Source organism: Cohnella herbarum (assembly GCF_012849095.1).
GTDB classification, from domain to species: Bacteria; Bacillota; Bacilli; order Paenibacillales; family Paenibacillaceae; genus Cohnella; species Cohnella herbarum.
Genome location: NZ_CP051680.1, coordinates 1,366,383 through 1,387,463 on the forward strand (window position 1 = coordinate 1,366,383; position 21,081 = coordinate 1,387,463).

The following is a 21,081-nucleotide window of genomic DNA, read 5'->3' on the forward strand; positions in this document are numbered from 1 at the left end:
ATAGCGCTTGTTTGCTCTATTACATCAAGCGTGGTCTTCTCACCAGAAACATTATCAGTTATTACCGAAGTCTAGGAGGTTTATAATGAGAATTAACAGAGTGTACGTCTTACCTGCAGCCCTACTATTAATTATTCTTGTATCATCAGTGTTTGCTTATCAATCAAATAATTCCGACATATACAAAGGCGTCTCTGATAATTGGAGAGTTACACTTACAATTAACAATAAAAATCTAAGTACAATTTCATGTGAATATATAGGAAACAGAACAGATGCCATTCATAATTTCGAATACAAACTTTCAGGAGCTTCAAATTACTTTTCGGGTTCTGAACAGAGGAACTGGACATCTGGTTACAGATATGAGACCAATACCAGCAATAATAATCTCGCTCCCAATGGAAACAACGAATTTATTATTACTTTAACACTCGATGGTGAGTCAGAAAAATTGATATTAAAAAAATGATCGCTTTATTCTGTATATGAGCGTAGCAGTTTATCGAGCTTGAAGGTCTGTCCTTTCGTTTTCTCCTTTTTTATCTAACTCCAAGAAGCAATTTTGATTCTATAATCTTCCAAAGCACCCCCTCTTTTGTCCATAATCCGCCGCCTTGTCACGACATTAGATTACACGACGTAGTATAATTCGCATTATTAATCCGAAACCCCTGCTGAAAAAATAATAATTCTAGATGCAAACAAAAACTCTGCCATCGAAATTCTTCTCCTGAATTAGCCAGCATAATCAAAATAGAGCGCCACCCGCTCTTCGATGAGAGGATGGCGCTCTTCATGGTTCGGAAAGCTTAATTCAATGACCGCATAACTGCCCCTTCGAATTCGCGAGCCGTTTCCGCATCGGCCCCTCCGGCGTTAGCGAGATTAATCATGAGCAAGGCGACCAGATTCTCCTTAGGATCTACCCAAAAATGCGTTCCCCATGCCCCGCTCCACCCGAAACTCCCATTCGACAGAGAGGTTCCCGCTGCTGCCCGATCGGTAATGACGCGCATGCTTAGCCCCCATGCTTGCCCTCGCGGGAAACCCTCGATTGTATCCGCCAACTGCGCTGTCCCCATAATGCGCACGGACATCTCGCTTAGAATCCGGTATCCGCCCAATTCCCCTCCGTTTGCCAGCATCTGCGCGAATCGGCAATAGTCATCCAGAGTACCGAACAAACCGGCTGCTCCGGAAAAATATCGAGGATGGAAAAATATTTTCTGGTCCTTAAACTTCACAAGCCCCTGATCCGTACCTTCATACATCGTAACGACTCGCTGCCATTGTTTATCCGTTGGTACAAAAGTGGTGTCTTTCATGCCCAAAGGTTGAAAAAGAAACTGATGCAAGTATTGATCTAACGGTATCCCCGAAGTAATCTCGATCACTCTTCCCAGAATATCGAAGGCGGCGATTGGGCTGTATCCCGTTTGCGATCCCGGTTGAAAATCCAGAGGCACCTTCGCCCACTTAGGAATATGGATGGCCAAAGTATCCCCGAGCCCGGGCATAAGCATCTCTTGGAATCCGATCGGCCCTTGCCCCAATCCGCAGCTATGGGTAAGCAGGTGGTGAATGGTAATCCCTCTGTCGAATTCGGGAATAAACTTGCCGAGCGGGTCGCTTAGCTTAATTTTGCCTTCTTCCACTAGCATCATCGCGGCAACTCCAATAATCGGCTTGGTCATCGAAGCAAGCCGGAAGATCGCGTCCCGTTCTAATAGCTTCCCTGTTTCAACATCGGCGAAGCCCTGCACCTTACAATGTACAATTCGGCCATTCCGCGCAACTAGCGATGCAGCACCCGCCAGCTTCCGATCTTGAATACGCTGCTCAATAAACGTTTGTATCCGACTAAATCGGCTATGATTCATCTTAGAATTTTATCCTTTCTTCTCAGCCAAGATAAGGCCAGTTCAAACCAAATGCGGCAGCTGGCATTCATATGCGCTTCTTCGGCCGCCGAGGTTTCATCTGCCAAGGACAACCCATGAACGCCGCTTTCGAATATATGCAGTTCGTACGGAACCTTATTCTCGGCTAGAGCGAGCGCCCACTTCATAGAGTTGCGAGCATCGACAAGATCATCGTCCGCGGTGTGCCATAGGAAAGTGGGCGGCGTTCGGGAAGTCACGAAATGAACGGGACTTCTAGCCTTCCGTTCTTCCGGCGTTGGATTGGAATGTCCGAAGTGGGCTTGATAGACCAGCTCTCTGAATGGCTCATCTTTCTCCGCTTCCATCGCAAGCGAATGATCAACGAGAGGATAACCGAGAATTAGAGCGTCAGGCCGCAAAAGCCCTCTATCAACATTAAATCTCTCATAAAGGAAATCGTCAGCCCAATGAACACCCAAACACGCGGCCAGATGACCGCCGGCGGAGAAGCCGACGATCGTAATTCGATCTGGATCAACGCGCCACTTCGCGGAGTCACGCCTCACAATAAGTAACGCGAGCGCCAGATCATATAGAGGCTGCGGAAAAACCGAATGAGGATTTCCCGGAGGTCTTTCATTAAGATCGGGTACGTATTCCTTGAAATAAGTCGTATACCTCAATACGAAAACTTGATACCCCTGGGCGGCAAATCGCAAGGCAACCGGCTCCGCCTCCCTGTCGGATGTGCAGAGATATCCGCCGCCCGGACAAACAATGACGGCAGGACGGTTCCGACCTAATTGAAACTCATCGGAGCTATGCAACAGATACGCCTCTAGTCGAACATATTCGTTATGATCATACAGCGGGATCGTAACTGCATTCATCATTCACCATCACCTCCGCATTTCCCAAGGCTCTTTGTCATCCCTTAATCGCTCCCGATGTCAGTCCCTGAACAAAGTATTTCTGCAGGAAAACGAAGAGGAGAACAAGCGGAATCAAGATCATGCAGATCGCCGCCGTCATGAGTCCCCAATTCGTAGCGTATTGACCTTGAAAGTTAAGAAGGCCAACCGTAATCGGAATCCCCTTCTCCGTCGTCAACGTCGAAATTTGAGCCCATAGCAGTTCGCCCCATACGAAGCAAAAATTCAATACGGTACAAGTAGCGATAGCCCCTCCCGATAACGGAAATACGATTCGGAACATCGTATGGAGTTCACTGCTTCCGTCTATTCTCGCGGACTCCAACAGTTCCGACGGAACGGAAAGAAAGAAATTGCGCAAAATGACGATCGTTCCTGGAAGCAACCAGCCTATATAAGCGGACGTGATCGGAACATAGGTAACGCCCAGCAGTTTCAGCTTCGACATCATCATATACAAAGGCAAGACCATGGACTCCGTCGGCAAAATTTGAATGACTAGCAGTAACCCGACGATAGCTCCGCTAAACGGAACATGAAGTCTTGCAAGCGCGTAAGCCGCGAATGTCCCCATAACGGTGACTAATACTAGTGAGACAAGCGCGATTACGACGCTATTGTAGAAGTATTCGCCTAATCGGCCGACCTCGAAAGCTTGCTTATAGTTGTCGAACAACCATTGTTGCGGCAACGCCCAAATATCCGCAAAAAACTCTTCGGAAGTTTTGAATGAGGTAAAAAAGGTAAATAAGAGCGGATAGATATTAACGATCGTAAACGAGACTAGGAATAGACGAATTAGCAGTCCCGAATCTAGTTTTCTAATATTCATATACGCTCCCTCTTGTCAGCTTCTGAGACAAATAGATAATCAATGACACCAACAAAGTCAACATAACCGAGATGGCAGCCGCGTAACCGAATTCGTTATAACGGAAAGCCACATCCAGCATCCGGACGGGCACCGTTCTGGAGAAATCGCCCGGCCCTCCCTTGGTCATAGCCCACACGACATCATAGGTCTTAAAGGAAATAATAAGCATGAGCATAGTGACCAAACTTATCGTCGGCATGATCAGGGGAATAATAATCAGACGAATTTGCTTATAATAGCTCATCCCTTCCAACTTCGCGGCTTCGAACATCGAAGCCGGAAGCGTAACGATCGCGGTATACATCAACATCATCGCGAATCCGGAAAACCTCCAACCGCCTACAACGGCGATCGTCCAGAGTACGATGCCCGGCTCCGACAGCCAAGCATGCTCAAGGCTCTGAAGGCCGATGGCTTGAAAGATTCGGTTCAACAAACCCGTATCCGGGCTCAAAATGAACGAGAAAAGCAAGCCGATCACTACAAATGGCATCATGGCCGGAGCAAAGAAAACGAGCCGATAGAACGCCCCCTCTCTTCGCCCCGTTTTATTAATCAACAATGCGAGCAGCAGTCCCGTCAATACCGCAATCCCCGTCGAGATCACGGCAATGAAAACCGAATAATAAAATCCTTTTAACGTAACCGGATCTTGGAATAGCTCTAAGTAATTATTCCATCCGGCGGCTTTCATGTCGCCCATCCCGTTCCAAGTCGTGAAGGACATCACCGCGTTCCATCCGATCGGAACGAGCATCGTAAATATAATGAATAGCAGAGCCGGTACGAGAAAGGCAATCCCCAGCCATTTGGTTCGAACGTTCAATAACGGCTTTTGCTTGGCCATATTCATTTCGCGCACGCTCATTTCGTCGCTTCTACCCTTAACTTTTCCAATTCGTCCAATGAAGATTTTCCGCTGAAAATATAGTTGGCAGGCATCTTCGTGTTCAGAATATCGCTAATCTTCGGCGACAGATGTATAATCTCCTCGGGTTGAATGTTGGCAATATCTTTGGCATACAGAGCAAAGTTCGGGTCGTCGGATTTGACTCCGTTTATCGTTACCGGCGCTCCGGTGTCCACGCGTTTCTGCAGCACCTCGGCGCTGGTCAAATATTTAACGATTTCAATGGATGCTTCCGGATGGGGGACGTTAGCCGGAATCATATAACCATTTGATCCTCCTAATACATAATTCAATCCCATATTCGGCCAGCTCACGATTTGAATATTTTTCAAGCCCGATTCTTTCACCGATTGAGCGGCAAGGATGTTTACGTTTGCTTTGATCGCTACTTTACCCGCCTTAAAGGCGATGTTAACTTGTTCCAATGTCGTGGACAGAGCGCCTTTGCCCGGATAAACGTATTTGTCGTACAGTTCTTTCGAAGCATCGAACGCTTTCAATACTAGAGGATCTGTAAAAGGGATTTGTCCTGACGCAAACTCGCTCCTCTTAGCCTCGTCCGGCCAAATCGTAATCAGATTATTTCTCGACACCCACGGTCCCCAATCTTTATACAAACCGAGAGGAGTAATTCCCGTTTTCGATTGAATCGTTTCCAGCGCCGCCATAAAATCTTCCCAACTCAGAGGTCCGTCGGGGAACGTGACGCCGGCTTTGTCGGTGATGTCTTTATTCACTTCCAGTATCGGGTAGACCGCCGCGTAAGGAACCGCGTATACTTTCCCCCCATAAGCGCCCGCAGACAACGCATTCCCGACGAAAGTATTTCTCCATTCCGCGCCGTTCTCATCCAGATACGGAGTAAAGTCCAATGCCATATCGGAATCCACGAACGTTTCCATGGCAGCCGGCCAATACATGGCTACGTCGATCGGCTCATTGGCGGCAATCGTCGTTTTCAATGTTTTCTCCGCGCTTGAATCCCAAGGTTTAAACGTAATGTCGTATTTATCCTTAAAGTGCTCGGCAACCATTTCTTCTTCTTTCTTTCCATTTGGATCGTCTACGGGAGCGATCATTAGCGTAAGCTTGATTTTCTCCCCAGGCTCCTGATTATTCGATTGAACGGGCGAAGAAGAGGAATTTTCATTTCCGGCGGACGGACTCCCGTTAGAGCCTGAATCCGAACTGCCGCATGCAGCCAACAACATTGTCATGCAAATGGCCACCGTCAGTAATAGGGCCGCTTTTTTATAAATCGCCATTCTATGACCTCCTGATATATTCATGAAAATAAAAAACCGTATTGGCATCCGTAACGAGCGCGCTTCGTTACAAATCACATTATACGGTCATCTTGCGGTCGCCACTATTTTAAAAAACTACGAAATGTTTAGTTAATCTTCGATTTTTATTCCTTTGTTCCCTCGGCCGGCTTCTTCCTAAGGGCTGTCGGAGGACAGCCTTCCAGCTTCCTGAACACTTGGGTAAAGTATGCGTAATCCGAAAATCCGACCTGTTCGCTAATCTCGTAAATGCGATCGTTCGAATGATAGATCCGATCTTTCGCCTTCGAGATTCTGAGCCGGTTCACGAATTCACGGAACGAAACGCCCATTTCTTTCTTAAAGAGATGGCTAAAATAATTCGGTGTCTTGCCTACGTACTCCGCTACCCTCTCAACGGATATTTCCTGCGCATAGTGTTTTCGAATATAGTCCTCGGCGCGAACGATTATCGCGCTTAAGTTAGCATTCTTGGTCCTTAAAAATTGATCGCAAGCCTCCTTATACACGGAAAGCACGAAATCCCTGTAGTCGCCAACGTCGTGGAAAGACGAACTCTCTTCGAGCCGCTCGGATTTACTCCAAAGAAATTCCGACAGCTCCGCGGACGGTTCGCTTGACGATATTGCGAGCAGTTGAATCAAACTTTTGCAGTATGCGAGCAGACTTCTACGGCTGTATTTCCTCTCAGCGGTTATTTGATCGAAGTCCATACCGATCATTTCGGACAGGCCGTCATACCGGGCGAACTGAATATGAGAGTTGAACTCCTCGTTCTCGAGAAGACCCGCTATTGGCAAATTCTCAAGCTTAGTCGATTCCTCGTAGTCATGGACGGAGCTTTTGGCGGAATACAGCTTCAAAGCGAGCGCTTCATGCGCTTGCGCGAGTAGTACGGGGAATTCGGACGCACTCCCTATCGCGCTTATGCCTGCCGATGCATGAACTCCGTGCGTCGCTGCCATTTCGCGAATCCAAGTCGTAAATCTATTCTTCATATCATGGATAATGTGCCGGTAATAAAGATAAGAGGAGGTTTCCAATTTGAGAAGGGCGATTATTTCTCCCGCTTTCGTCCTGAATGCTAGCGACTTGGCTTCCAAATCTCGATTTTCCAGAAATTCCTGAAGCCTGTCCATGGCCGGATGCCCCTTTTCCAAATCATCGGCAGCCCGGTCCAATTCGAAACTTACGCATACCAAAGGCCCTTTCGCATCAAACCGATAATATTTCATTAGCCCCTCAACAATAATCAGCCTATCGTTAATTTGACCGCTGAAAAGCTGATCCAGAAAGAGATCTTTATACGATTCCCGATACTTATTGAACGTTTCCTCCGAAACCTTCTCGCGGATAATATCTTCTTTGATTTTCTTAATGAGCTGGATGAGATTAATGGCCCGGACCGGCTTCATTTCGTAATCGACCGCGTCCAGTTGAACGGCTTTCTTCAAATACTTAAAATCGTTATACCCACTTAAAATAACGACTTTTGTCGTCGGCCTGATTTCTTTCACCCGCTTGAGCAATTCCAAGCCGTCCATCCCGGGCATTTTAACGTCCGTTACTACGATCTCGGGAAGAGATTCGGCGAAAATGTCGAGTGCCTCCAGCCCGTTAGAAGCCGTAATGACTTCATCGATTCCAATGGCAAACCAATCGATTCCATCCTTAATGCCTTCCCGAATTTGCCGGTCGTCATCCGCGATCAACAATTTCATAGCTCCCACCCCTTATCGCCCTTATATGATCATCGGAATCAGCACTTCGACGACTGTACCCTCCCGTTCTTGGCTGCGAAATTGCAAGCCGTACTCCCGTCCGTAATTCAGCTTTATTCGATCATCGATATTTTTCAAAGCAAACACGTCTTGTATTTCATCTCCGTCTCTCATCATTCGGTTGATCCGGTTTTGATCCGTCCCGATCCCGTCATCCGATACGACGAATCGGACATTGCGGTCGATTATATCTATCCGAACATCAATCGTGCCGCCTTCCAATTTTTCTTCCAGCCCATGCAGAATAGCGTTTTCGACTAACGGCTGCAAAATGAGTTTAGGAGTTTTATAGTCCATTAACGTCGGGTCCGCGCTAATCATTAATCGGATCCGTTGTCCATACTTGGCTTTCTGTATAAACATATAATTTTCAAGGAATTCAAGTTCTTCGCTGATCGTGACGATCGGCTGTCCTTTATTCAGGACGTGTTTGAATATTTCGGAAAGAGCTTCAATCTGCTCGCTGACGTCGTAATTTCTATGTTTCATGGCCAACCAATGTATGGAATCTAGAGTGTTGTACAAAAAATGCGGATTAATCTGTGCCTGCAATGCGGTTAATTCGGCTTCCCTTTGTTTGATTTTGCTAATATAAACGTCATCGATCGTTTCTTTGAGCTGCTGCGTCATTCGGATAAATCCTTGATTGATTTCCCCGATCTCGTCTTTGGATTCCGTATTGAGATGAATATTGAAATTGCCCATTCTCAATTTGGCCATTTCCGTCCGCAGCTTGCCCAATGGCTTAATCAAATAACTGTGTTGAATAAGCGAAAACAGAAAACCAAAAAGAATACAGAGCGCGATCGCGATGAGGAGCACGGTATTGATGGTTGTTTTCAGCGGCGTAAACGAGCTTTCCGGTATCGTCTGAACGAGGAACCAATTCGTAGGAGCTATTCTATAAAACAAAACGATATTGTTCTTGTTTCCGATATTTTCGCTAAAGAAACCTTCGCTTCGATTTGAAATCTTTATTTTCATATCATCGAACGGCTCGTATTGTTGCCCGATCTTATTTTTCAACGATGCAGACAAAACTTTTCCACCGGAATCTACCAAATACAGATTTGATCCATCATAAGAGTTTACACCCTTGTAAAAATGATAGACGGCCTCCTCCGAAATATTGATTTTAACGACGCCGAGGTCGTTTCCGTATTTATTGAAGTCCATTATTCTCCGGTAGGAATACAGTTTGTCCCCTTCGACGGCCCAATAAATCTTCCCTTTTAATTCCAAAGCTCGCTTCACATGCTCGGAATTCACGCTGGAATCGAGAGTTCCCATTTGAAAAATGACTTTATGGTCATGGATAATGCTTATCGTATCGAAAACCGTTTTGGATCCTTTAAGATCATTCAACCACGAGAAAATGTCCTTGTAATATCTATCGTAATCCAGCGCTTTGTTGTAATCCTCTTTGACGAATTTTTGAATTTGGGCGTTCGAAAGAATCCGGAGAGAGAGATCGTTCGTGTCCGCGAGCAGGGAATCAAAATTTTGCCTCGTTTGTTTCAACGTCTGCAAAGCGATGTCGCTTGACTTGTTTAGGGTTAAGCTAGCAACTTGGTTGTTCAAATAAAATCCGGTTATGATGAGAGGCACCACGATAAACAGAATGATGCACAGATACAATTTACGTTTGAGGGCATGTCCCTAAACTTAAGATGGATGCGAATCACACTCCATTACGGGCTTCCATATTGAAACTAACCATACACCATATCTTTCGAGATGGACAATATCTTAGTTCTATCTCTAGTGATTTCAAGGTCGAGCACTCGTAACATCGAGGTGCATTCGCGGCGCCTTGGCGCATCCAATCAGGATCTGTGAACAGATCCTCGAGTTCGAGGAAGTCGTCGACAGGACGTGCTGAACCAAAGCCGACGACCCTCCCCTCAACAACAGCGACGCGCGTGAAAGGCAATATCTCGTCGTCCCCGCAGCATGTCGAAGTCGTCAGCAACTGCGCTTCTAATGACGAGGTTAGACGAATGTAGAGGTTTTTTCATTCACGGTTGAGTCTCCTTTCTATGGAAATTCCATGATAGTATTTTCATTTTTAAGACTGTAAAACCATACTACATTAATTATTAGAGAAGTAGCCATGTATTGTATCAATATAAATTATACTATTTGTGATGCCGTTCACCTTATCAGTTGACAACTTCGCTGCCCGTTAGAGCAACGAGGCTACCGATACATGCCGGTAGCCTCGTTCTCGTTACTTATAGCGCTATCGTGTCCCGTCAGTTGAAACATCTAACCTAGATACTTTATTTCTTTCCCTCTATGCAATCTGTGTAATAACAAGGTGTGCGGAAACCGATCTTGTTCCTCCGGCTAATGGAGTGATCGTGAGTGCCGCGGCATTACCAGCAGGATTTCGAACTGTGAGCACTGAATTAATGACCGTTGTTTGCACAAGAGCTATTCCTACTATTTGAGAAGTACCTGTTGCCCGCCCGACCACCGTATAAGCAAGGTCAGCGCCATTGAGCGTTAAAATAAGTTGGCCAGGTTCGTTTACACCTACCTGAAACAAAACCTGGTAAGTGCCAATTGTTGCCAAGTTAAACGAGCTTGCATTTACACGGGTAATTTCAGCCCCGCTGATCGGACCATCTTGGGGAAAACTTACGTCCGTGTTGGGAGCAACAGTTGCAGCATTATTAGGAGGCATTAAAGCAAAAAAATCCGCGAAGCCTTTTACTCCACCTGCCATCCCAGCAGATCCCGCTGGTCCCGCTGGTCCCGTTGCTCCTGCCAGTCCAGTTGCTCCAATCGCACCTGCTAGTCCTGCTAGTCCTTGGGGTCCAAGCGCTCCTACAAGCCCTTCAGGTCCAAGTGCGCCAATCGCACCTGCAAGTCCTGCTAGTCCTTGGGGCCCAAGTGCTCCTGCAAATCCTTGAGGTCCAAGTGTGCCAATCGCTCCTACAAGGCCTGCTACTCCTTGGGGTCCAAGCGCTCCTGCAAGTCCTTGAGGTCCAAGTGTGCCAATCGCTCCTACAAGACCTGCTACTCCTTGGGGTCCAAGCGCTCCTGCAAGTCCTTGAGGTCCAGCTTCTGCAATTGCCCCTGCAAGTCCTTGAAGCAATTGCTGGCCTTTTTGCGGCACCCGTACAATTTTTTTAATAACTATTTTTTTAACAACTCGCAAACAACGCTTCGTTTTTTTTCTTTTTGGATGGCAAACAATTACGGTTTTCTTTTTACACCGTTTTTTTCTATCCAGACAGCTCAACGTTCACACCTCCCTATTAAGATGGTTCAGTGTACGTAAGTTTCTTATTATAGGCATGGACTAATAGCCGCTATTAGCTAGACTAATAACTATTTTTAGAATAATGGGTTAATCGTAGGTAGAGTTAATCCATAATTCCAACACTCTTTCCCGTTAGTGCAACGAGGCTGCCTATACTTGCCGGCAGCCTCGTTCTAGTTACTTATAGATCTGATTCAGACTATCGGTAAATCCCGTCCGCCAAGTCGGGTATAGCGGTTTCCAGCCGTATTCCTGCCGGGCTTTCTTGTTCGATGCCCCTCGCTCCCAAGCGTTACTATTCGAAAGAGTTTCAGGGATAGGTGCTCCTATGGCTTGCGCATAAACCGGGAGCCAGTCCATTCCTCTTGCCGGTTCGTCGTCCACGATGTTCACGGGTCCAGATGGCCATTGTAAGGCGAAAAGCACTGCTTCAGCGGCATCCTCCACATGAAGAAAAGAAGTGACCCCTTCGGTTGCAGGAACCTGTCTTTGATGAATTTGATGTGCCATAAATCCATTATGCTCGTACCAAGTGCCTGGACCATAGAACATTCCATAACGTAAAATTACATATTGCGGTAATTTTGTAACGGCACTTTCCAATGCTAATATGCCGTCAATTGTCGATTTCCGGGGCTCTTCGGCTGCTACGTGTAAGGATACATCTTCGGTTGCCGGTCCCTTGCCCGGTTCATATGCCCACGAAATGCTTTGGGCGATGATGCGGTTGACACCAGCCGAAAGGGCGGCATCTACTAGATTTTGCGTTCCTTCTCTGCGTATCCTTGTATTATCCGAAAAATTGCGATTACTCAAAGAAGTCAATTGATGAATGACAACCTCGGGTTGAGATTCATCTAATGCTGATCGTATTGCCTCGCGATCAAAGACATCAGCGATTAAGGCTCTTGCTCCCGTATTCTCGATAATGGATTTCTTACTCTCGCTTTGCGTGATTCCAATTACTTCATGACCTGCACGAATCAGCTTTGGAAGCAAGAAACGTCCGACAGCTCCAGTAGCTCCGGCGACGATAATTTTCATAAACCATTCCTCCGATAGATCCCATAAATAGAAAAAGCCGCGATTTCCGCGTCTTGTTAGGGGTCAATGTTCATGACTCCTACGCTAACTTACTAGGGTCGCGAGCATATTCGCGCAGAACATCCTAAGTTTTTCTGATTTTTTCCAAATCCATTGTATTCTATCCCCCCGTGTAGCGAAATTAAATTCTTATTTTTTTCAGTATAGCACCCTTCGTTTCGTTGATTAATAATTAATTGTTGACGCCAGGGTCATATTCTCTTGCCAATTGCGTTAGCCGCCCGTTATTGCAACGAAGCCGCCGATCATTCCGGCAGCTTCGTTAGGGTTGCATATTGAACTATTCTTGGCCAGTTATGAAATGCCTATTGCGTCGTTACTGCGCGGAAATCTCGAACTTCGTGCCGGCATCCCCAGCGAAAACTATCGATCCTCCCGCGGGCAGTTCGACCTGATCCTTGCCTCCGATGACGCTGAAGTAGGTGCATGTTCCCTTCGCATCATACACGGTGAAGGAGGCGTTCGAGGACATATTCACCTTAACGATTTTGCCCCCGTTTTTGTCGCTTATCGTATACCATTTGGCGTATCCGCTCGACGGTATCGTAACGATTGACTTCTTAGCGACGTAGATAGGCTTCAAGGCGTCCTCGTTTACTAAGATGCTTCCGCCAAGATTCAAGTACTCAACGCCATCCTGCATAAAAAACGTATACCCCGAGAGATCCCGCCCACTCTGTCCCGGAATTTGCAATTCGGAGACGGCCGTATTCGGGCCCGTTATTCGCTTATCCAACACGTACCCCGGCAATTGTTTCGACACGTTCAATTGGATGGGCGGCAACACCAAATAAATAAGCGACGTATACTTCTCGTTCAGCAGATAATACTTCTTGCCGTCGCGCTGAATCCATGCTTTTTTCGTCTCTGACGGAAGATCTTTAGGCTGTAGCTTCTCGGCGTTGTACTCCGACATAGCGATCTGTCCAAGAGCCGGCAATGAAGCGTATTGGCGAAGCCATAAGTAGGTACGGCCGTTCTTCTCCGTCACGAAGCTGATCATCACATTCCCATCCGCGCTCCGGAACGTGCCGTCCGCCGAATACTCGTAGATCTGGGCTGGATTACCGGGTGCCAGCTCAGAAGTGATGGACATGACGCCGCCTTCGGTAATCTTGATGTTTATCGTTGAACTTGTCGCGCCATAGATTCCCGAATACTGCAGCATGGACTCCGGCATTTCAGTCTTTGCCGGCGCGCCGTACGATTTCTCAGGCTTGAATTCGGCAATTGTCCGATTCTCCTTCAGCGCTTGAAGCAGGATTTCGTTTGCCAGAAGCCAGTCGATCGTACTGCTCCCGCCAGAAGAGACGACAGCTACCGCCATTTCCTGTTCGGGAAGCACAACGAGCACCGAGTGATAGAAAAGCGTGTCCCCGCCTTTGGTCAGCGCTTTAATCCCATATTCGCTGAAGGGATACAGATTGACGCTGTCCCAGCCGAGACCGTATTCGAATAAGTTATCCGCATCGGCAGGCCACAAAGGCGTCTTATATTCGTCTTGGGCCATAGCCGTAACCGATTTGACGGATAAGACTTCTTCCGCTTCCCCCGTGAAAACTTGCGAGAATCGGGCCAAATCTTCCGCCGTGGAATAAATGCCTCCCGCTCCGATCACGTTAGCCGTCTCGTTGGGAAGTTGTCCTGTATAAGTAGGATGATAGAGTCCCGCCATCTTCGATGTGTCAGGAGAATCGAGCGGCGTCTTCGTATTGGTCATACCCAGAGGTTCCGTAATATATCGATGGATATAAGAGGTAAAGTCCATGCCGCCGACTCTCTCGATCAGAATCAGGGCCAGCGTAAATCCGTCATTACAGTAAACCGAATAAGCGCCCGGATCTGCCTTTAAGGTCTGACCGGCCAATTGTTTCAGCAGTGTGTCGTGAGCGTAAGTATCGTTATCTTCGAATAAAAAGGCGTTCGTCATCGACGATCCGTTCAGACCGGAAGAATGATTCAGCAGCATGCGTGGAGTAATCTGCTTGTAGCGTTCATCCTTCATCGTAAACTCGGGGATATACTGGACGACCGGCGTATCGAGATCGATCTTCCCCTGGTCGACCAACTGCATGACGGCAACCGCGGTAAACATTTTACTTGTCGAACCGATTCCGTACATCGTGTCTTTCGTGAGCGGCTTCTGTCCTTGCTCATCATTGTTGCCGGATTGGCCGGATACAACGATGTTGCCATGATCGATAAGGGCGTACTGTACACTATTCGTGCCGTAAGCTTTCGTAAGGAGATCTGCCTTCTCCTTAGCCGTTTTCCGGGTTGTTTCGTAGGTGATTGCAACCTTATTCGAATGTGAATCCATTGCCGCTGCCTTGTTGTCGTCGCAAGGGGTTATCAGCAGACACAAAGCTAGCACAGCTCCTATTATCCATCGGCTTTCCATCATTTAAACTCTCCCTCCGAAGAATGCCTTAATTATCGAAAATTGAAAATGGGTACGAGAATGGCGGTCATCAGAACGGCGATCGTCGTAGAGGCTATGATCTTACCGCGCGGATTTGCCATATTAATCGTCCATCCGAATCCGTATCTATCCGGAACGAATAACGCTGGGTCTTCGGGGTTGGCGTAAATGCTGCCGAGCCATTTCCAATGCCGCTCCTCCTGCGACGGAATGTCCCGGTGCTGATCAAGGCCTCTGAACCGCAGGTAAAGCAAGACGCCGATCAGCGTCAAGAAGAACGCCGCCATAAACGAGATGTTGTAGCGTAAGAGCAGATTAAGCTTCCAACCGTACAACATTACGGCTTGCAACAACCCTAAGTTTGCAATCCCCAGCAGAGATATCCCCCAAGCCGTAATCGAATGGATTTTCTTGAGCTTCAACTGTTTACGCAACGAAGCATCCCGGTACTGGGGATCCAGCGATGTCCTGGCACGGCTAATCATCAGATTATAGCCGGCGAATAACGCGATCATCAGCGCTTGCACGATGTTCATCATGAACACGGTTCGTACGGATTTGTTAGTGAACTGATCCGGAAAGTCATTCGGACCCATATGTATCGCGACTGACTGCGGGATCTCGTTCCATCTCGCAACGGCAAAGATGATACATAGCACCATTACGGCGACATGCGCCAAATACCACCAAGAGCCAAACGCTGAACGATGCGTTCGGCCGACCATAAGACTTGCTGCGCGCTTTGTTTGCACGGCAACCTGCCAGCCTCTGGCCGCTTTCAGGCGTTGCGCGGACATCCGGCTGATCCGAACTGCGAAGACCGACACAATCATTAAAAGCAAGATGGCTGCCGCCCACCACCGGATACTCCAACTCGTCGTTTGATGACGCGTCAATATAAAGCAAGCTGCTCCGATGAAGATCGCAGAACCGCCGGTAAGCAGGACGTAATTCCTGCGAATGCCTCGGACGGCCGTATCTTGCATGGCCTCCGCCGGCAGAGCGATGCCGAACAGCAAAGTCCGCAGGCCAATATAAGCCTGTATGCTGATCAACAACGCAATAAACAAATAAAAGCTGGATATCATGATTGTTTCCAGTACAGTCAACGCTGTTCCCCTCCCCGATTGGTAATGGTATCCCGGTACACCGACCTGCTCTCCTGCGCGAACGTTTCTTCCGTCATGCCTCGTACCGCAGCTGCCGCGGCAAGAGAACGCAGTTGCTGCCTGAGCTTCTCCTCGAACGCCTCCGTCACGCCGGGCATCCCGTCGGGCTGAACGATAACGCCCTTTTTCCGGTGCACTTGAAGAAAGCCCTCCTGCTTGAGCAAATTGTAGGCTTTGTTAACGGTATGGAGATTGATCCCCAAGTCCTCCGCCAAGTTCCGGATCGACGGAAGCGGATCCCCCGGCTTCAAGGCACCGGAGGCGATCCCCTCGACGATTTGGTCAACCAGTTGTGCGTAAATCGGGGTTTCCGATTGTAGATCGAGCTCAATGAACAAGAATATCCCTCCTTATGAAGCCGTTTCATATCGATCCACCCGCCTTCTTTTGTTGTTTGTTATATTACATATATAACATATTGTTATATTACATGTATAACACATATGGAAATAACACACAAGATCCAGATCTGAATTCTTTCATCTTGCTATGCTTAAAAGAAAACGGCAGCTGATTTTCAGGTCAGCTGCCGTTGTATCCTTATTCAACTATCTTGCTTCCCGTTAACGGTCATTTCCAGTCTGCATCATCGCGGCCATAAGATTACTTTATTTCACTTCAACTACAAAGGGACTGATAAAAGTTTTACCGTTTCGTTGAAATTGTCCCCAGATCTTATATACGCCGGTATTCGGGAACGTCGTCATGAATTTCGCATCCGGGCCTTTCGCTTTTTCCTCCATCGGGTGTACATGCAAATACTGCTCTGTATCTTCGCTTAGGATCACAACGTGCCCAACAGCGCCTAGGTAAGGCTCTAGATCCGTTATCGGCTCTTTGGACTTCGCATCCGAAAGTTTGAAGTTCAACATCATTTCTTTGCCGGCTTCCGGATGATTGTTGACGAGCGAGATTTCTACCCCGTCCACGATCACGGAATGTTCATCCGATGGCTCAATAGGAACTTGTTCAGCCGCTCGCCCTTCTACTTTGATCCACTCGGACTTCGTAGTGGCGGATCCGCCGGTAGGAATATAGTCGGCGAATAACTTATAATCACCACCGGAAGGGAACGCCGTCGTGATTTCGAATTGCCCATTCCCTTTGTACTCCGGATGGATGTGGTCAAAGTAAGATAAATCTTTGCTAACCGCGATCAGATGAAGCTTCTTCTCGTGATTAATATCGAAATCCTCGATGGCTTTCCCGTCCGTATCTTGAATTTGTACGGTTATTAAGGTATTCTCTCCGGATCTCGGCTTTTCTTCAGACCATTTCCAAACGGCATTCGTCTCTAGCTTCTTCGTCTCCCCGGCATGTTCTTCTCCATGAGCTTCGCCGTGCTCTTCGGCACTGGATACAGCGGGCGATGCTGCTTGAGAATTTCCTCCATGAGCACTATGATTATCTGTATCTTGTTTATTTTGTTTGCCGCAAGCGGCAACAAGAACTAGTGCCGCTAGCAATCCGATCAAATAGATTCTTTTCATATTAGCCTCCATGATATCAATAACTTTATACTTTTGCTCTTTGTAGACGTAGCGCATTCAGCACAACGGAGACGGAGCTTAAAGCCATAGCTGCTCCGGCGAGCCATGGTGCAAGGAATCCAAGCGCCGCGATCGGGATGCCGATCACATTATAAGCAAGCGCCCAGAACAAGTTTTGCTTAATGTTGACCATCGTTTTTTTACTCATCGAGATCGCGTCCGGAATACTGTTCAAGTCCCCGCGCATTAAAGTAACATCCGCGGCTTCCATGGCCACGTCGGTTCCCGTTCCGATCGCCATCCCGATATCCGCAATGGCCAATGCCGGCGCATCGTTAATTCCATCTCCAACCATCGCGACTTTTTTCCCGCTTTCTTGCAATCGCTTGACCTCGTTGGCTTTACCGTCCGGCAGCACTTCCGCCAACACATGGTCGATTCCAACTTGACTCGCAATGGCTTTAGCGGTACGTTCATTGTCGCCCGTCATCATCACGACTTCCAAGCCGAGCTGCTTTAATCTGGCAACCGCCTGCTTCGACGTATCTTTAATCGTGTCCGCTACGGCTACCATACCCGCGTACTTTCCGTTAACCGCAACCAGCATCGCTGTTTTTCCAACCGACTCCAGTCGGCTCATTTCCTCGAAAGCGGCCTCCGCGTTCACATTGGTTTTCGCCAATAACTTTCGGGTTCCAATTAACAATTCGTTCCCTTCGACCGTAGCTTCAACGCCAAATCCAGGTATCGCTTGAAAGGAATCGGTCGACGGAAGAGAAATACCTAGCTCTTGAATGCCAGCCACGATCGCTTCCGCTAGTGGATGCTCCGAATTTTTCTCCGCTGCGGCAACCCAGGACAAGAGCTGTTCCCGATCAAAGCCTTGCTCAATCCGAACATCCGTCAATTCCGGCTTGCCTTTCGTTACCGTTCCCGTTTTATCCAATACTATGGTGTTAATGCGATGCGTGGATTCTAAATGTTCGCCGCCTTTGAACAAAATACCGAGTTCAGCGGATCGACCCGAACCGGCCATGATCGATGTCGGCGTAGCAAGACCTAGCGCGCAAGGGCATGCGATAACCAGAACGGCAATTGCCTTCTCCAACGCCTCTGCGAAATTGCCTGCATCGACGGCGAAGTACCAGATCAAGAAAGTGACGACCGCAATCCCTACGACGATCGGGACGAATATCCCCGAAATCACGTCGGCTACCCTTTGAATCGGCGCTTTCGAGCCTTGCGCTTCCTCAACGACTTTGATGATTTGGGAAAGCGCCGTTTCTTTGCCGACTTTGGTCGCCCGTACTTTAAGCACGCCGTTTTTGTTCAGCGTTGCTCCGATGACTTGATCTCCTGTCTTCTTATCTACCGGGATGCTTTCGCCGGTTAGCATCGATTCGTCGATTGCCGATAACCCTTCAAGCACTTCGCCATCGACAGGTACTTTCTCTCCAGGTTTAACTAGGAATATATCTCCAGCTACTACGTCTTCAACCGGAATACTCATTTCCTGACCATTCCGTATGACGATAGCCGACTTGGCTTGTAAGCCCATCAATGCTTTGATCGCTTCGGAAGACCGGCCTTTCGCCAGCGTCTCGAATAATTTACCCAACAAGATTAATGTGATCAGCACAGCACTCGTCTCATAATACATCTCAACCTGATGATGCGCGGATGCATTTAACGATTCGATTGTTAAGTAAACGCTATAGAAGTAAGCGGCAGATGTGCCGAGCGCAACCAATACATCCATATTCGCACTGCCGTTGCGCAGAGCCTTGTAGGCTCCGACATAGAATCGACTGCCGATAATGAACTGTACCGGGGTGGCTAATATCAATTGAAACCAAGGATTCATGAAAATCTCCGGCACCCATATCCATGACGTAAACGAAAAATGTCCAACCATTGCCCATAGAAGCGGCAATGAGAGAATAGCCGATACAATCAACCGAATCTGCAGGCTGCGGACTTCTTTTTTCTTATGATCGGTTTCTTTCGTCTGCTCGCTCTTCGGTTTAGCTTTGTAGCCGATCTGTTCGACTTTCCTGATCATATCCTCAGCACTTGTCATGGATGGAATATATTCCACATGTGCCGTCTCCAAAGCTAAGTTCACAGTGGCTTTTACTCCACTCATTTTGTTAAGGCCTTTCTCGATACGCGTGGCGCATGCTGCGCAGGTCATGCCTACAATATCGAAGTCAATGGACTCCTTTACCGTACCATATCCTAAGTCTTGTATTTTCTGTTCCAATTGGGACATGTTGACTTGAGAAGGGTCAAAGTTGACGGATGCTTGTTCCATGGCGAAGTTAACGTTCGCTTGTGCAACGCCTTCCAGCTTATTCAGGCCTTTCTCTATACGGTTGGCACATGCTGCGCAAGTCATGCCAGTGATCTGTAGTGTCGCTTGTTGGGTTGGTACTGCTTGATTAGGACTACTCATAATCATCACCTATTCCTCTGTCGTATTCCATCTTAACGATGTGACTTTTTCATTTCAACACATCGTAACCCTGTTCCTCAATCGTTTCGACAATGGCGTCCAATGAGATATTACTGTCGTCATATACCACTTCAACCAAGCCTGCGTCTAGATCAACAGTTGCTTTTGCATCGAGAGCTTGGACTGCTCCTTCAATAGTACGAACACAATGACCGCAAGTCATTCCTTCAACATTTAACAGTACGTTTTTCATTTTTAATTCCTCCATATCATTCATTTTGTTATTTTGTTAATTGTAATCAAAATCTTCTTACTATACCCCCCTAATGTATAAAAGGGGCAAAATAAAAACTATCCATTAATGACTTCCTTAAGATTGATTCGATCGATATATTTGGTAAACTTTTCTTTTCCTTTGGCATGCGTCCGATAGTAGTCGATTATCTCTAGAATTATCGGAATGACCCGTTCCTCCCGGATTCCTGACATAAATAACTTGGCCAATTTTGCTTTTATTCCTTTAACGTCTCCCCCGACATAGAGGTCATATACATCCCTCATTTTGACAACGGAAATGTCCTTGGTAAGCGGTTCGCTTGTTCCCAGAGCGCAACCTGCATACCCGATCTTTATCGGAACCGGAACTTCCATTCCGGAGATCGCTTCATCCAACCGAAGCGCGAACGACAAACCGGCTTCTTCATGACCTTTACAGAAATTGCATGCTTGCAAGTTTTTTGTGGTAGAACCTGTTGGTAACACTCTTAAACCTGCCTTGGCCAACTCTTCCTCCGCTTCTGAAAACTTAGATTCATCCACGAATACGTAAAGCTGTTTGAATGGTGTCATTTCGATTGCAGTGCCTGGATGAACTATAGAACCAATGACGGTTAATTGCTCCGGTTGATACGTCGTTCCACCTACCGCCAATGGAGTTGCTAAGGCTAATTTGCGAAGAGTCAAGTTCAAACACGTCCTTTGTCGTTAATGATAATGTCCATGAATATAATATACCCCCGTACCCTATATTGTGTCAAGCGAAGATAATTCATAATATAAAAGCAAATGTACATAAGCACATTTGCTCCGATTATCATTTCATTAGTTTATTTATCGTCGTCAGCAATTCATCGATGACTGCATGCTCGCCCGATTGAATTTTTTCAACGACACAGCTTTTCATATGGTTCTCGAGAAGTAATTTTCCTACGCCGTTGAGAGCTGATTGCACCGAAGCGATTTGATTGAGGACGTCATCGCAGTACGTATCTTTTTCGATTAAACCTTTGATCCCTCGAATTTGCCCTTCAATTCGGTTCAGGCGGCTGGTCAGGTTTATCTTGGTCTTCTCGGAGTGATGGCTATGTTGATGGCGGTGATGATGTTCATGTCCAGCGGATTCAACCGTTAATTCCTTTTCCATGGCTTATCCCCTCCCCTTACGCTCCATTATACCCCCTAACCCTATACGAAGCAAAATTCTGATTGCTTATGTTGGATA

The 21,081-nt window shown here is 47.2% G+C and carries 19 protein-coding genes; 1 reads left to right on the top strand and 18 read right to left on the bottom strand.

Translation table 11 applies throughout. The annotated features are described in order from the left end of the window. Window positions 1-85 precede the first annotated feature (85 nt). Window positions 86-472 (top strand): hypothetical protein, encoded by a 387-nt coding sequence (locus HH215_RS05840; protein WP_169279043.1) that lies wholly within the window; start codon window positions 86-88, stop codon window positions 470-472. Window positions 473-812: 340 nt separating this feature from the next. On the opposite strand, the gene HH215_RS05845 is transcribed toward HH215_RS05840, so the two are convergent. The 18 genes from HH215_RS05845 to HH215_RS05925 form a co-directional block, all read right to left on the bottom strand. Continuing rightward, the gene (locus HH215_RS05845; protein WP_169279044.1) at window positions 813-1,883 is read right to left on the bottom strand and encodes a serine hydrolase domain-containing protein; all 1,071 of its coding nucleotides are present in this window, start codon (window positions 1,881-1,883) and stop codon (window positions 813-815) included. Beyond that, entirely contained in the window at window positions 1,880-2,779 is a 900-nt protein-coding gene (locus HH215_RS05850; RefSeq protein WP_217362278.1) for an alpha/beta hydrolase, read from the bottom strand. Before HH215_RS05850 ends, HH215_RS05845 begins: the two co-directional genes overlap by 4 nt. A gap of 34 nt (window positions 2,780-2,813) precedes the next feature. Further along, on the bottom strand, window positions 2,814-3,650 hold the full coding sequence (locus HH215_RS05855) for a carbohydrate ABC transporter permease (protein ID WP_169279045.1): 837 nt from the start codon (window positions 3,648-3,650) through the stop codon (window positions 2,814-2,816). Next, complete coding sequence (locus HH215_RS05860) at window positions 3,640-4,560, bottom strand: carbohydrate ABC transporter permease (RefSeq protein ID WP_169279046.1); 921 nt, start codon at window positions 4,558-4,560, stop codon at window positions 3,640-3,642. The genes HH215_RS05855 and HH215_RS05860 overlap by 11 nt, the downstream gene beginning before the upstream one ends. Next, complete coding sequence (locus HH215_RS05865; protein ID WP_169279047.1) at window positions 4,557-5,867, bottom strand: ABC transporter substrate-binding protein; 1,311 nt, start codon at window positions 5,865-5,867, stop codon at window positions 4,557-4,559. Before HH215_RS05865 ends, HH215_RS05860 begins: the two co-directional genes overlap by 4 nt. 146 nt (window positions 5,868-6,013) lie before the next feature. Then, the gene (locus HH215_RS05870; RefSeq protein WP_169279048.1) at window positions 6,014-7,609 is read right to left on the bottom strand and encodes a response regulator transcription factor; all 1,596 of its coding nucleotides are present in this window, start codon (window positions 7,607-7,609) and stop codon (window positions 6,014-6,016) included. Window positions 7,610-7,630: 21 nt separating this feature from the next. Then, window positions 7,631-9,250 carry a sensor histidine kinase gene (locus tag HH215_RS05875; protein WP_169279049.1) on the bottom strand — a complete coding sequence of 540 codons (1,620 nt, stop codon included), beginning with the start codon at window positions 9,248-9,250 and terminating at the stop codon, window positions 7,631-7,633. A gap of 100 nt (window positions 9,251-9,350) precedes the next feature. Then, window positions 9,351-9,641 (bottom strand): GNAT family N-acetyltransferase, encoded by a 291-nt coding sequence (locus HH215_RS36960; RefSeq protein ID WP_375140488.1) that lies wholly within the window; start codon window positions 9,639-9,641, stop codon window positions 9,351-9,353. A 324-nt stretch (window positions 9,642-9,965) separates the two neighbouring features. Next, window positions 9,966-10,919 carry a collagen-like domain-containing protein gene (locus HH215_RS05880; RefSeq protein WP_169279050.1) on the bottom strand — a complete coding sequence of 318 codons (954 nt, stop codon included), beginning with the start codon at window positions 10,917-10,919 and terminating at the stop codon, window positions 9,966-9,968. 198 nt (window positions 10,920-11,117) lie between these two features. Continuing rightward, window positions 11,118-11,984: an NAD-dependent epimerase/dehydratase family protein gene (locus HH215_RS05885; protein WP_169279051.1), complete on the bottom strand. Its 867-nt coding sequence runs from the start codon at window positions 11,982-11,984 to the stop codon at window positions 11,118-11,120. A gap of 376 nt (window positions 11,985-12,360) precedes the next feature. Continuing rightward, the gene (locus HH215_RS05890; RefSeq protein ID WP_174887605.1) at window positions 12,361-14,448 is read right to left on the bottom strand and encodes a serine hydrolase domain-containing protein; all 2,088 of its coding nucleotides are present in this window, start codon (window positions 14,446-14,448) and stop codon (window positions 12,361-12,363) included. A 29-nt stretch (window positions 14,449-14,477) separates the two neighbouring features. Next, on the bottom strand, window positions 14,478-15,575 hold the full coding sequence (locus HH215_RS05895) for a DUF5808 domain-containing protein (RefSeq protein WP_169279052.1): 1,098 nt from the start codon (window positions 15,573-15,575) through the stop codon (window positions 14,478-14,480). Next, window positions 15,572-15,973 (bottom strand): GntR family transcriptional regulator, encoded by a 402-nt coding sequence (locus tag HH215_RS05900; protein ID WP_169279053.1) that lies wholly within the window; start codon window positions 15,971-15,973, stop codon window positions 15,572-15,574. The genes HH215_RS05895 and HH215_RS05900 overlap by 4 nt, the downstream gene beginning before the upstream one ends. A 270-nt stretch (window positions 15,974-16,243) precedes the next feature. Beyond that, window positions 16,244-17,125, bottom strand: coding sequence for a DUF8832 domain-containing protein (locus HH215_RS05905; RefSeq protein ID WP_169279054.1), 882 nt, complete (start codon window positions 17,123-17,125; stop codon window positions 16,244-16,246). Between the two features lie 25 nt (window positions 17,126-17,150). Continuing rightward, window positions 17,151-19,580, bottom strand: a complete 2,430-nt coding sequence (locus HH215_RS05910) for a heavy metal translocating P-type ATPase (RefSeq protein ID WP_169279055.1) — start codon at window positions 19,578-19,580, stop codon at window positions 17,151-17,153. 49 nt (window positions 19,581-19,629) lie between these two features. Further along, a complete protein-coding gene (locus tag HH215_RS05915; protein WP_169279056.1) occupies window positions 19,630-19,833 on the bottom strand; it encodes a cation transporter in 204 nt (67 codons plus the stop codon). 98 nt (window positions 19,834-19,931) lie between these two features. Then, a complete protein-coding gene (locus HH215_RS05920; RefSeq protein ID WP_254450385.1) occupies window positions 19,932-20,543 on the bottom strand; it encodes a nitrite/sulfite reductase domain-containing protein in 612 nt (203 codons plus the stop codon). Window positions 20,544-20,673: 130 nt separating this feature from the next. Beyond that, window positions 20,674-21,003 (bottom strand): metal-sensitive transcriptional regulator, encoded by a 330-nt coding sequence (locus HH215_RS05925; RefSeq protein ID WP_169279057.1) that lies wholly within the window; start codon window positions 21,001-21,003, stop codon window positions 20,674-20,676. Between the last annotated feature and the right edge of the window lie 78 nt (window positions 21,004-21,081).